Origin of the sequence: Sphingomonas caeni (genome assembly GCF_026013415.1) — a bacterium.
GTDB classification, from domain to species: Bacteria; Pseudomonadota; Alphaproteobacteria; order Sphingomonadales; family Sphingomonadaceae; genus Sphingomonas; species Sphingomonas caeni.
This window is the reverse complement of record NZ_JAPDOK010000016.1, coordinates 1-12,726: the sequence shown is the minus strand read 5'-3', so window position 1 is coordinate 12,726 and position 12,726 is coordinate 1. Positions and strand designations below refer to the sequence as shown.

Sequence of the window (12,726 nt, the reverse complement as noted above, 5' to 3'; positions counted from 1 at the left end):
AAGCCCGGTGCCGCTCTTCCTCGGGCACTGAGGCCGCAACCGGGGCGCTGCGTCCCCCGACCGGCGCCCCGGTCGCAAGGATAACCCATGATGAAGGTTGCGCTTCTCGCACTCGCCGGACTTGCCGCGCTGCATTGCGCTCCGGTCCATGCCCAGCAACCGCTGGACACGCCGACGGTGATGGAGGCGGTCGAGCGGCTCAAGCCCGGGGAGTTCCTCTGGGTCCCCGAAATCGCGCCGGCCGGACCCGTGCTGCTGATCGTCAGCCTCGCGACGCAGCGCGCCGTGCTCTACCGGAACGGCGTCCCGATCGGGATCTCCACCGTCTCGACCGGCCGCCCGGGCTATGCGACGCCGACGGGCGTCTTCACGGTGCTCGAAAAGGATGCCGAGCACTATTCCAGCATCTACGACAATGCGCCGATGCCCTATATGCAGCGCCTGACCTGGGGCGGCGTCGCGTTGCACGGCGGCCAGTTGCCCGGCTATCCGGCATCGCATGGCTGCATTCGCCTGCCGGCCGAATTCGCGCGGCTGCTCTACGGCGTCACCCATATCGGCATGACGGTGATCGTCACCGATGTGCCCGCGCTTCCGCGGATCGCCCCCGGCGATCCGGGCGTGGCCGCGGACGGCGAGCGCTGGCATCCCGAGAACGCTCCGATTGGCCAGGTCTCGATCGTCGTCAGCGGCGCTGACCAGCGGGTGATCGTGCTGCGCAATGGGCGCGAGATCGGATCGGCGCCGGTTTCGATCAAGCAGCCGCTGATCGGGACCGCCGCCTATATTCTCCGGCCCGATGGCCGCTGGTTCGGCGTCCCGCTTCCGGGGCAAAGCGTCCCCGAAGCGCCGGTCACGGGGCTGGGCGAGCAATTCGAGGTCAGCGCGGCGTTCCGGGAAGCGGTGGCAGGCGTCGTGGTGCCGGGCACCACGATCATCCTGACCGCCGACACGCTTCGGAGCACCGTCGATCCGCGCCTCGAGAGGGGGCGGCCGCCACTGCTGGATTAGGGTCGGACTCGATAGCGCGCCAGGCTGGGCCGTCCCAGCATGCGAAAGTTGACACTAGCTTCACACTATCGCGCATGTCTTGCGCCGCGCAGTTCCCCGGGGAAAAGACTTGGTTCGCCGGGGTGCGGATCGACAGGGTCAAAGCGCGGCCAGAGCGACCGGCTGCGAGAGCAAAGCAGGCGAAATCCTACATTTCAAGGGCTTGGGGAGCGGTCTCAACTTACCACCCCTCGGCAAGGCCCAGGCGCGAATCGAGTCCGGACCTAGAGCGCCTGCGCCTGGTCTTTCCCGGCACGCTCGCCGGCCTGACCTTCGAACGCCCGCTCCGCGGCTTCCAGAGCATGCCGGCGCGCCGCATCCGAGGGCAGCGCGCGAAGCCGTTCCTCGAGCGACGCCGCGAAGGCGGCATAGCGGTTGCGCCAGTCCTCGCGCGCGATCAGTTCGGGCGCGTCCGGCCTGGGCTTGCCGATCCGCTGGGCGGGCTTGCCGGCATCGAGCCGGAAGCGTTCGCCGAGCAGCGGCACGATCGGATGCGGAAGTCCGGCTATCGCGGCAGCATCGGTCGCCAGCCGCTCCAGCGCGGGCGGCTCGCCATGATCGAGGAAGATGCTGCCGCGAACCGGCGCGCGCCGGGTGAGCCATTGGAGCAGCGCCTGGTGGTCGGCGTGCGCCGAATAGACGTCGAGCTTCTCGATCCGGGCGCGCACGGGTACGTCATTGCCGGAGATACGGACCGCGCGCGCCCCCGATTCGAGCACCGCGCCCAGCGAGCCGCGCGCCTGATAGCCGACCATCAGCACCGTCGCTTCGCCCTTGGGCAGGTTGCGGACGAGATGGTGCCGGATGCGGCCGCCGGTGCACATGCCCGATCCGGCGAGGATGATCGCGCCGGTGACGCGGTTGAGCGCCTTGGATTGCGGCACGCTCGTCGTGAAGCGGACATGGGGGCTGTCGAACGGGGAGGGGCTGTCCTGGATGCCGCCGAAGCGGCGATAGGTCCGGGTCACGCGGTCGGCGAGCGGCGAATCGACGAATACCGGCGACGGGCGCAGCCGCCCCGAGGCGAACAGCGCGACCAGATCCGCCAGCACGATTTGCGTCCGTTCGAGCGCGAATGCGGGGATGAGCAGATTGCCGCCCCTTGCGAGCGCAGGCTCGACCATGGCGGCGAGCAATTCGCGGCGCTCCTCGGGCGTGTGCCGGACTCGGTCGCGATCGCCATAGGTGGATTCGCAGATGACGTGATCCCAGCCTCCTTCCGGCCGAGGAGGGCCGTTGGCGGTCGCCGCGCCGTCGCCGATATCGCCGGAAAAGAGGAGATGCTGGCCCTCGGCGCGCACTTCGACCGAGGCGGCGCCGAGGATGTGATGCGCATCGGAGAAGCGGATGGCGATGCCGGGGGAGATCTCCGCCCATTGGCCGTAGCGAAGCTCCTCGGCCTGTTCGAACACCTGCCTCACGTCGTGATCGTCGTAGAGCGGTTCGAACGCGGGGCGTCCGATGCGGTCGGGCCTGTGGTTGCGGCGCTCGGCGTCCGACGCCTGCAACCGTGCGGCATCGGTGAGCAGCGGCGCAAGCAGATGCCGGGTCGGCGGGGTGCAATGGATCGGCCCGCGGAATCCCTGGCGCGCGAGCAGCCCCAGCCGGCCCGAATGGTCGAGATGGGCGTGCGTCAGGACCACCGCGTCGATCCTGCGCGGCTCGAACGGAAGCGGCTCATAGTTGAGCGCCTCCAGGCTGCGCGAACCCTGGAACAGCCCGCAATCGACCAGGATTCGCTTGTCGCCGGCCTTCAGCTCCATGCAGGAGCCGGTCACCGCTCCGGCCGCGCCGTGAAAATCCAGTTCGAGCGCCATGTCGCCACTTCCCTTTAGACAGCCGTTCCCGCGAGCCTGCCGATCCCCGCGGTCAGCGCCATCGCCATCGCGCCCCAGAAGGTGACACGCAGCACCGAGCGCCACGGCGCCGCGCCGCCCGCCTTCGCGCCAAGCGCACCCAGCGCGGCGAGGAAGACGAGCGAGGTTGCGGTGACCAGCAGGATCAGGAGCCTTTCGGGAGCGAGCGCGACGACGAGCAACGGCGCCGCCGCGCCGACGCCGAAGGTCGCGGCCGAGGCGGCGGCGGCCTGGAGGGGACGCGCGGTCGTGAGATCGGAAATTCCCAGCTCGTCGCGGGCGTGCGCGGCAAGGGCGTCCTTCGCCATGAGTTGATCGGCGACCTCCAGTGCCAGCTCCCGGTCGAGGCCGCGCCCGATATAGATGGCGGCAAGTTCCTCGCGCTCGAACTCGGGCTGATCGGCGAGTTCCCTGGCCTCCTTGGCCAGATTGGCCTTTTCGCTGTCGGATTGCGAACTGACCGACACATATTCGCCCGCGGCCATCGACATCGCGCCCGCGACCAGCGCGGCGACGCCCGCAAGCAGCACGCTCGCCTTGTCCGCGTTCGATGCCGCGATGCCGACGATCAGGCTGCCGGTCGAGACGATGCCGTCATTGGCGCCGAGGACCGCGGCGCGGAGCCATCCGATCCGGGCGACGGTGTGGCGTTCGGCATGGAGGCGCAATCGGCTCATGCCACGCATCGTGCCAAGCCGGGCCGTCGCGGGCACTAGGTAACATCCACAAGGCGATGGACCGAACGGGAATTCCCGATTGGGTCTCGGTGGTGTTGAAACCGTGCTCGCGTACGACCTGGGGCAAGTGCTTGCCTCGAGCGGCATCCCGGAACTCGACAAGGTTGTCCGGCGCTTAAGCAGGTCCGTTTTGGATTTCCGGGCAAAACGCGCATAACCCCGATCGCGACGCGCGCGGGTAAACGCGCTTCGCGGGGAGGGCAGCGATGCGGTCGCCAGACAGGGCAGGTTCGCCATGACCATGTCGGGCACGCACGATCCGCTGCTCGTCGCCATCTCGATCCTGATCGCGATCGTCGCTTCCTATACCGCGCTCGATCTCGCCGGCCGCGTCCGGGCTTCGGAGGGGTGGCTGCGGCGCATCTGGCTCGCCACCGCCGCGGTGGCGATGGGCGGGGGCATCTGGGCGATGCACTTCGTGGCGATGCTGGCGTTTCGGATGCCGGGGATGGAGGTTGGCTATGACCTCGAGCTGACCCTGTTGTCGTTCGTCGTCGCGGTGCTCGTCACCGGAATCGGCTTCGCGGTGATGAGCCGGGCGGGCGGATCGATCGCGCGGCTGGGCGCGGCGGGCCTGTTCATGGGGCTCGGCGTGGTCGCGATGCACTATGTCGGCATGGCGGCGATGCGGATGCGGGGCACGGTCGGCTACGATCCGGTCTGGGTCGGCATTTCGGTGGTGATCGCGATCGTCGCGGCGACCGCGGCGCTGTGGCTGGCCTCGCGCGACCGGCACCCGGTGGAGCGCTTCGGCGCGGCGGCGCTGATGGGCGCGGCGATCGCCGGCATGCATTTCGCCGGCATGCGCGCCGCGCGGTTCGCTATGGTGGAAACCGGCGCCACCCATGGCGCACCGAGCGTGAGCCAGGCGACCCTGGCGATCGCGGTCTCGACCTCGGCCTTCCTGATCCTCTTCATGGCGCTGGTCGCGGCGATGTTCGACCGCCGCTTCGCCCTGCTCGCGCAGCGCGAGGCCGAGGCGCTGCGCGCGAGCGAGGAGCGGTTTCGCTCGCTCTATCGCGACACCCCGCTGCCGCTCCACGCGCTCGACCGCGAGGGGCGGATCGAGCAGGTCAGCAACGCCTGGCTCGAGCTGATGGGGTATGAGCATGACGAGGTGGCCGGTCGCCCGTTCGTCAATTTCCTGACCGAGGCATCGGGACGCCAATGGCTGCAGAGCGACTGGCCGAGGCTGCTTGCCGAGGGTGCGCTCGAACCGTGCGACTATCGCGCGGTGGCGAAGGACGGCACCTTCATCGACGTCGTCTCGGCCGCCAAGGTCGAGCGCGACGGCAGCGGCGGCTTCCTCTACGTCGTCGGCGGGCTGACCGACGTGACGGGGCGCAAACAGGCCGAGGCGGCGCTCCGCCAGGCGCAGAAGCTCGAGGCGATCGGGCAGCTGACCGGGGGCGTCGCGCATGATTTCAACAATCTGCTCGCGGTGATCATCGGCAATCTCGAGCTGCTGCGGAAACGGCTGCCCGGCGATCCCAAGACGCTGCGGATGCTCGACAGCGCCTATGAGGGCGCGCAGCGCGGCGCCTCGCTGACCCAGCGGCTGCTCGCCTTTGCGCGGCGGCAGGACTTGCGCCCCGAGCCGGTCGACGTGCCCGAACTGGTGCGCGGGATGACCAGCCTGCTGCGCCGCTCGCTGGGGCCGCAGGTCCGTGTCGAGACGCATTTCCCGCTCGATCTGCCGCTCGCCCGGGTCGATGCGCACCAGCTGGAGATGGCGTTGCTTAACCTCGCGGTGAACGCGCGCGACGCGATGCCCGATGGCGGCGTGGTCGATATCACCGCGTCCGAGCATTGCGCCGGCATGGACGAGGAGCTGGCGCCCGGCCGCTATGTGAAGCTCGCCGTCGCCGATACCGGCGCGGGGATGGACGCCGAGACGCTGGCGCACGCGATCGAGCCCTTCTTCACCACCAAGGATGTCGGCAAGGGCACCGGGCTCGGCTTGCCGATGGTGCAGGGGCTCGCCGCGCAATCCGGCGGGCGGCTGGTGCTGTGCAGCGCCCCCGGGCGCGGGACCTCCGCCGAACTCTATTTCCCCGTCGCCGAGCCGGTGCGTGAGGAACGCCGGATGGTGCCGCGCCGCGCGGCGCCCCGGGCGCCCGAAAAGGCGATGACGGTGCTGCTCGTCGACGACGACGCGCTGGTGCTCGCCAACACCGCCGCGATGCTCGACGATCTGGGGCATGGCGTGGTGCTCGCCGCATCGGGCCTGGAGGCGCTCGACCGGCTGCGCGCGGGCGAACGGATCGACGCCGTGATCACCGATCACCTGATGCCCGGCATGACCGGCAGCGAGCTGGCCGCGGCGATCCGCAGCGAATGGCCGGAGCTGCCGGTGCTGCTGATCTCGGGGCTCTTCAACCTCGAATGCGAGGTGACCAGGGGGCTCGCCAACCTCGCCAAGCCCTTCACGCAGGAGGCGCTCGCGGCGGCGCTGCGCGACCTCGCGGCCTCGGCGTCGGTGATCCCGCTCCGGCGGTCGCGGCCAAAATAGCGCGGTTTGTCCCAAATTTTCGAACTATTTTCGTTTCTGCCTTGAATCACCCCTTGGCGCACCTAATTGGTGCACTGCAACGAAGAGGGGAGATAGCAGTTTGAAACTCCGGCTCGGAATAGCGGCTTTCCTCTTGTTGGCGGGTTGCGGCGGCGGCAAAGCGCCGCCCGCGCCGCCACCGCCTCAGGTCTCGGTCGCCACGCCGCTTCAGCAGGACGTCGTCGATTGGGACGATTATACCGGGCGTTTCGTTGCGCCGCAGGATGTCGAGCTCAAGGCGCGCGCGACCGGTGTGGTCACCGCCATCTATGTCCGCGACGGGCAGGATGTGCGCCAGGGGCAGCTCCTCTTCGCGCTCGATGCGCGCCCCTATCAGGCAGCGCTCGCTCAGGCACAGGCGCAGCAGGTGCGCGCCGAGGCGGCGCTCGCCAACGCGCGGCAGGTCACCGCGCGCAGCCGCAAGCTCGCCGAGGCGAACGCGGTGAGCAAGGAAGAGCTCGAGACCAACATCGCCACCGAGCGCAGCGCCGCCGCCGATGTCGCCGCCGCGCGCGCCGCGGTGCGTACCGCGCAGCTCAACGTCTCCTTCACGATCGTGCGCGCGCCGTTCGCGGGCCGCGTCTCGGACCGCAAGGTGAGCCTTGGGGACTCGGTCACGGCCGATCAGACCGTGCTCACCCGCCTCGTGTCGCTCGACCCGATCTGGTTCGAGTTCGAGGGCGCCGAGAGCTTCTACCTCAAGAATCTGCGCCAGGATCAACGCGGCGAGCGCGGTTCCTCGCGCTACACTGCCAATCCGATCGACATCCAGCTCGCCGACGAGACCGAATATCGCTGGCACGGCAAGATGGCGTTCCTCGACAATACGGTCGATCCGAACTCCGGCACGATCCGCGCGCATGCGGTGGTTGCCAACCCGACCCATTTCCTGACCCCCGGCATGTTCGGCCGCGCGCGGCTGCTCGGTTCGGGCACCTATCGCGCGATGCTGGTCCCCGACGAGGCGATCGTCACCGATCAGACGCGGCGGCTGGTGTTCGTCGTCGGCGCCGACGGCAAGCTGGGGCAGCGCGTGATCGAGACGGGCGCGCGGGTGCAGGGGCTGCGCGTCGTCCGCGCCGGCCTCGCCCCTACCGATGTGGTGGTGCTCGACGGCATCGGCCGCCTGCGCCCCGGCATGCAGGTCGCCCCCAAGCGCACCCGGATCACGGCCCGGCCAGAGGCTCAGGCTCCGCCGACCGCCCCGGTCGCCGAGCCCGCGTCCGGCCAAGCGACGACGCGGTAAGCCCAGATGAAATTCCCCCATTTCTTCATCGACCGCCCGATCTTCGCGGCGGTGCTCTCGGTGCTGATCGTGATCGTCGGCGTGATCGCCTATCCGACGCTGCCGGTCGCCCAATACCCCAACATCGCTCCGCCGACGGTGGTGGTGACCGCCACCTATCCCGGCGCCAGCGCGGAAACGCTCGCCGAGACGGTGGCGGCGCCGATCGAACAAGCGATCAACGGCGTCCAGGGCATGCTCTACATGTCCTCCTCGTCCACGGGTAACGGGCTCACCCAGATCACGGTGAGCTTCAAGCAGGGCACCAATGTCGATCAGGCGCAGGTGCTGGTGCAGAACCGCGTCGCCACCGCCGAGCCGCGGCTGCCCGAGGAAGTGCGGCGCATCGGCATCACGGTGAACAAGAATTCGCCGGATATCCTGCTGGTTGCCTTCTTCACCTCGCCCGACAACTCGCTCGATCTCCAATATATCGGCAATTACGTGAACCTGCAGGTGCTCGACCGGATCGCGCGCTTGCCCGGCGTGGGTCAGGCACAGGCGTTTGGCGGGCGCGATTACAATATGCGGATCTGGATCGATCCGGGCCTCGCCGCCGCGCGCGACATGACGATCGACGAGGTCGTCAATGCGATCCGCGGACAGAATGTGCAGGTCGCGGCCGGAGCCGTGGGCCAGCCGCCCTATGGCAAGACCAGCCCCGCGGTCGAGCTGGGTATCCAGGCGAAGGGCCGGCTCTCGACGCCCGAGGAATTCGGTCAGGTCGTGATCAAGCGCGACGACAAGGGACGGCTCACGCACCTTCGCGACGTCGCGCGGATCGAGCTGGGCGCGCAGGATTACGGGCTCAACGGCTATCTGGCGAAGAAGCCCGCGATCGGTGTCGGCGTGCTCCAGCTCCCGGGATCGAACGCGCTCGCCACGGCGGCAGCGGTCAAGAAGGAGCTTGATACGCTCGCCAAGGATTTCCCGCCGGGGATGAAATATTCGATCGACTACAACCCCACCACCTATATCGAGGAATCGATCACCGCGGTGCAGGAGACGTTGCTCGAGGCGATCATCCTCGTGGCGCTGGTGGTGCTCGTCTTCCTCCAGAGCTGGCGCGCATCGGTGATCCCGATCGTCGCGATTCCGATCTCGCTGATCGGCACGCTCGCGGTGATGGCGGGGTTCGGATATTCGCTGAACACCTTGTCGATGTTCGGCATGGTGCTGGCGATCGGCATCGTCGTCGACGACGCGATCGTCGTCGTCGAAAACTGCGAGCGGCTGATGGAGGAGGAGGGCCTCTCTCCCAAGGAAGCCGCGCACAAGACGATGGACGAGGTATCGGGCGCGCTGATCGCGATCGCGCTGGTGCTGGTCGGGGTGTTCGTGCCCACCATGTTCATCCCGGGCGTTTCGGGTGCCTTCTACCAGCAGTTCGCGCTGACCATCTCGTCGGCGACGCTGATCTCGGCGTTCGTCTCGCTGACCTTGTCGCCGGCGCTCGCGGCTTTGGTGCTCAAGCCGCCGCATCCGATGGAGCCGCGCGAAGGACTGCTCGGCCTGCCGGCGCGCGGGGCGCGGGCGTTCAACCGCGGCTTCCAGGGGTTGGCCAGCCGGTACGGGAAGGTGACTGCGCGCGTGGTCCGCTCGCTCGGCATCGTCGCGATCGCCTATGCGCTGCTGATCGGCGTCGCGGGGTGGCGCTTCACCGCGACGCCGAGCGGCTTCATCCCGCAGCAGGATCAGGGCTATCTGATCGGCGTCGTCCAGCTGCCTCCCGGCGCCAGCCTCGCGCGCACCGACGCGGTGGTGAAGGAAGCGATCGACATCGCGATGAAGAATCCCGCGGTGGAGACCGCGGTCGGCTTTGCCGGGCTCGACGGCGCGACCTTCAGCAATGCGCCCAATTCGGGGGTGGTCTTCTTCGCGCTCAAGCCCCACGGCAAGCGCGAGCATGTGACCCAGGTGCAGGGCGAGCTTTTCCCTGCGTTCGGCGCGATCAAGGGCGGCGACATCCTCGTCATCGCACCGCCGCCGGTGCAGGGCATCGGCACCGCGGGCGGCTTCAAGATGATGATCGAGGACCGCGCCGGGCTCGGCTATGCCGCGCTCGCCCAGGCCGCGGGCGCGATGATGGGCGGATCGATGCAGCAGCAAAGCGTCGCCGGGGCCTTCTCGACCTTCAACATCGGCACCCCGCGCCTGACCGCGGACGTCGACCGCGAGCGGGCGGAGCGGATGGGCGTGCCTGTCCAGAACATCTTCTCGACGCTCAACGCCTATCTGGGCTCGGCCTATGTCAACGACTTCAACTATCTCGGCCGCACCTTCCGCGTGACCGCGCAGGCCGACGCGCCCTATCGCGACGATGCGACCGACGTGCAGCTGCTCAAGACGCGGTCGGCCTCGGGCGCGATGGTGCCGATGAGCTCGGTGATGACGCTCCGCAACGATTCGGGCCCGTTCCGCGTCGTCCGCTACAATCTCTATCCCGCCGCCGAGCTGATCGGCGACACCAAGCCGGGCTATTCGACCGGCCAGTCGCTGGGCGAGATGGAACGTCTGGCCAGCCAGACGCTTCCCAAGGGCATGGACTATGAATGGACCGAGATCGCGTTCGAGCAGAAGCAGGCCGGCAATACCGGGCTGATCGCCTTTGCCCTGGCGGTGGTGTTCGTCTTCCTGCTGCTCGCCGCGCTCTATGAGAGCCTGGTGCTGCCGCTCGCGGTGATCCTGATCGTGCCGATGTGCCTGTTGGCCGCGATTCTCGGCGTGAACCTGATGGGGATGGACAACAACATCCTGACCCAGATCGGCTTCATCGTGCTGATCGGCCTCGCCGCCAAGAATGCGATCCTGATCGTCGAGTTCGCGCGGCAGGGCGAGGAGGAGGGCTTGAGCCCCCGCGATGCCGCCGAACGCGCCGCGCATCAGCGCATGCGGCCGATCCTGATGACCTCGATCGCCTTCATCCTCGGCGTGGTGCCGCTCGTCGTGAGCAGCGGCGCGGCGGCCGAGATGCGGCAGGCGCTGGGCGTCGCGGTGTTTTTCGGGATGATCGGCGTGACGATCTTCGGGCTGCTCTTCACCCCCGCCTTCTATGTGCTGTGCCGCAAGCTGGGCGACTGGATCTCGGCGCGGTTCCACACGCGCAAGCCGACCGAACCGGAGGCCGTGGCATGAGACGCCCCCTGACCGCTGCTTCGCTCCTCGCCGCATTGCTGGCCTCGGCCTGCACCGTCGGCCCCGATTACCAGCGTCCGGCGACGCCCGCGGCGACCGCGGGCCCGTTCGTCGATCCCGGCACGACCAGGGTGTCCTCGGGCCCGGCCGAGGGCCAGTGGTGGCACCTGTTCAACGACCCCGCGCTCGACCGGCTGGTGGCCGAGGCGCTCACCCACAACACCGATGTCCGCGTCGCCGCCGCCAATCTCCAGCGCGCCCGCGCGACGCTGGCGCAGGCGCGGGGACAGCGGCTGCCGACGACCGACGTCACCGCCTCGGCCACCCGCCAGCGCGTCGGATCGGAGCAGACCGGTGCGCCGACCTCGACCTACGACTTCTTCACCGCCGGGCTCGACGCTTCGTACGAAATCGACCTGTTCGGCCGCGTCTCGCGCTCGATCGAGGCGGCGCGGGGGGATGTCGGCGCGGCGCAGGCGGCGCTCGATGCCTCGCGCATCGCCGTCGCCGCCGAGACCGCGCGGACCTATGCCCAGGCCTGCGGCTTCGCGGCGCAGGCCGCGGTGGCGCGCGAGACGTTCGAACTCCAGCAGCAGACGCTCGGCCTGACCCAGCGCCTGTTCGAGGCCGGGCGCGGCACCCAGCGCGAAGTCGATCAGGCGCAATTGCTCGCCGAGAATGCCCGTGCGCAGATCCCCGGCTTCGAGGCCGAGCGCCGCGCCGCGCTCTATGCGCTCGCCACGCTCACCGGCCGCCCGCCTTCGGAGATCGACGCTGCCGCCGCGCAATGCGCGACCCCGCCAGGCGTCACCGCGCTGATCCCCGTCGGCGACGGCGCGGCGCTGATCGCGCGCCGCCCCGATGTCCGCCAGGCCGAACAGCGCCTCGCCGCCGATACCGCGCGGATCGGCGTCGAGACCGCGTCGCTCTATCCCTCGATCCGGCTGCTCGGATCGGTCTCGCTCGGCGCGCGCAGCCTCGACGATCTCGGCAAGTCGGGGTCGTTCAACTTCTCGCTCGGGCCGTTGCTCAGCTGGAGCTTCCCCAACGTCACTGCCGCCCGCGCGCGGATCGCGCAGGCCCGGGCGGGCGTCGATGCCTCGCTCGCGACCTTTGACGGGACGGTGCTGACCGCGCTCAAGGAGGTCGAGCAGGCGCTCGCGCGCTATGCCGCCGAGATCGAGCGCAACGTGGCGCTTCGCCGCGCCGCGGCCGCCGCGGACGACGCCGCGCGGATCGCCGGGCTGCGCTTCGATGCGGGGCGCGACAGCTTCTTCCTGCGCCTCGACGCCGAGCGCCAGCGCGCGACGGCACGCGCCGCGCTCGCCCAGTCGAACGCCGCGCTTGCCGAGGCGCAGATCGCCTTGTTCAAGGCACTGGGCGGCGGCTGGGAGAATGCTCCCGAGCCGAGCCGGCGGTTCTGACGACATGGGGGCTCCGCCGCGGAGCCCCCGGCCGCGGATCAGCAGTCCCCGGGATTGGCCTCGGTCACGAAGACGTAGAGCGTGCCCTGCGCGCTGCCGCCATGGCCGTCCTCGACGGTGTAGGTGAGGACGTCGGTGCCCGGGTACCACCAGGCCCAATATTCGAGATCGTTGGACGCGCCGGGATTCCACCACCCCCAGCTTCCGCCGCCGCTGAAGCCGGTGACGGTCAGCGTGTCGTTGTCCGCATCGGTGTCGTTGGCGGCGACGTTGATCCGATTGAAGTTGCAGGCCGAGACATACATATAGTCGGTGTTCGCCACGGGCGCATGGTTTTGGGCAAGAGCGGGGCTGGCCGCCGAACAGCCGAGCACCGCGAGCATGATCTTCCAACGAACGCGCATAGCCACTCTCCTCTTTGACTGATGGATCTTCGCGGGGCGCAGGCATCCGCGCGCGCGAACCTGGGGATTCGCGCGGGCGATTTCTTGCGCTGTTGATGGTGCCTCCTTGACCTGGAGGCTTTGCGACCTGCTTGTATGAGTTATCGATTGCGCGGGATTCGGTCAACCGGCGATCGGGCGCAAATCATCACTGACGGCCGCGTAACCGTCAGACGAGGATTTCGAACCGGGCGCCGCCCTCGGGCCCGTCGCGAACCTCGATCGTGCCGCCATGCGCGAAGACG

Annotated in this window: 8 protein-coding genes; 5 read left to right on the top strand and 3 right to left on the bottom strand. The window is 69.0% G+C overall.

Going from position 1 to position 12,726, the window contains the following annotated elements; all coding sequences use genetic code 11:
* Positions 1-87 precede the first annotated feature (87 nt).
* On the top strand, positions 88-1,011 hold the full coding sequence (locus tag OF829_RS20425) for a L,D-transpeptidase (RefSeq protein WP_264942059.1): 924 nt from the start codon (positions 88-90) through the stop codon (positions 1,009-1,011).
* Between the two features lie 263 nt (positions 1,012-1,274).
* On the opposite strand, the gene OF829_RS20420 is transcribed toward OF829_RS20425, so the two are convergent.
* Together OF829_RS20420 and OF829_RS20415 are read right to left on the bottom strand one after the other, a co-directional pair.
* Complete coding sequence (locus OF829_RS20420; protein ID WP_264942058.1) at positions 1,275-2,867, bottom strand: MBL fold metallo-hydrolase; 1,593 nt, start codon at positions 2,865-2,867, stop codon at positions 1,275-1,277.
* Between the two features lie 14 nt (positions 2,868-2,881).
* The gene (locus OF829_RS20415) at positions 2,882-3,583 is read right to left on the bottom strand and encodes a VIT1/CCC1 transporter family protein (protein ID WP_264942057.1); all 702 of its coding nucleotides are present in this window, start codon (positions 3,581-3,583) and stop codon (positions 2,882-2,884) included.
* 295 nt (positions 3,584-3,878) lie between these two features.
* On the opposite strand from OF829_RS20415, the gene OF829_RS20410 reads away from it, so the two are divergent.
* The 4 genes from OF829_RS20410 (at position 3,879) to OF829_RS20395 (ending at position 12,038) form a co-directional block, all read left to right on the top strand.
* A complete protein-coding gene (locus OF829_RS20410; RefSeq protein ID WP_264942056.1) occupies positions 3,879-6,155 on the top strand; it encodes an MHYT domain-containing protein in 2,277 nt (758 codons plus the stop codon).
* Positions 6,156-6,291: 136 nt separating this feature from the next.
* Positions 6,292-7,440, top strand: coding sequence for an efflux RND transporter periplasmic adaptor subunit (locus OF829_RS20405; protein ID WP_264942055.1), 1,149 nt, complete (start codon positions 6,292-6,294; stop codon positions 7,438-7,440).
* 6 nt (positions 7,441-7,446) lie between these two features.
* The gene (locus tag OF829_RS20400; protein ID WP_264942054.1) at positions 7,447-10,614 is read left to right on the top strand and encodes an efflux RND transporter permease subunit; all 3,168 of its coding nucleotides are present in this window, start codon (positions 7,447-7,449) and stop codon (positions 10,612-10,614) included.
* Positions 10,611-12,038: an efflux transporter outer membrane subunit gene (locus OF829_RS20395; RefSeq protein ID WP_264942053.1), complete on the top strand. Its 1,428-nt coding sequence runs from the start codon at positions 10,611-10,613 to the stop codon at positions 12,036-12,038. Before OF829_RS20400 ends, OF829_RS20395 begins: the two co-directional genes overlap by 4 nt.
* 38 nt (positions 12,039-12,076) lie before the next feature.
* Here the strand turns inward: OF829_RS20395 and OF829_RS20390 are convergent, their stop codons facing one another.
* Positions 12,077-12,442 (bottom strand): Ig-like domain-containing protein, encoded by a 366-nt coding sequence (locus tag OF829_RS20390; protein WP_264942052.1) that lies wholly within the window; start codon positions 12,440-12,442, stop codon positions 12,077-12,079.
* Between the last annotated feature and the right edge of the window lie 284 nt (positions 12,443-12,726).

Bases quoted from the DNA above. Each gene is read 5' to 3' on its own strand.
- OF829_RS20425 (WP_264942059.1), top strand. From the start codon at position 88: ATGATGAAGGTTGCGCTTCTCGCACTCGCCGGACTTGCCGCGCTGCAT.
- OF829_RS20420 (WP_264942058.1), bottom strand. From the start codon at position 2,867: ATGGCGCTCGAACTGGATTTTCACGGCGCGGCCGGAGCGGTGACCGGC.
- OF829_RS20415 (WP_264942057.1), bottom strand. From the start codon at position 3,583: ATGAGCCGATTGCGCCTCCATGCCGAACGCCACACCGTCGCCCGGATC.
- OF829_RS20410 (WP_264942056.1), top strand. From the start codon at position 3,879: ATGACCATGTCGGGCACGCACGATCCGCTGCTCGTCGCCATCTCGATC.
- OF829_RS20400 (WP_264942054.1), top strand. From the start codon at position 7,447: ATGAAATTCCCCCATTTCTTCATCGACCGCCCGATCTTCGCGGCGGTG.
- OF829_RS20395 (WP_264942053.1), top strand. From the start codon at position 10,611: ATGAGACGCCCCCTGACCGCTGCTTCGCTCCTCGCCGCATTGCTGGCC.
- OF829_RS20390 (WP_264942052.1), bottom strand. From the start codon at position 12,442: ATGCGCGTTCGTTGGAAGATCATGCTCGCGGTGCTCGGCTGTTCGGCG.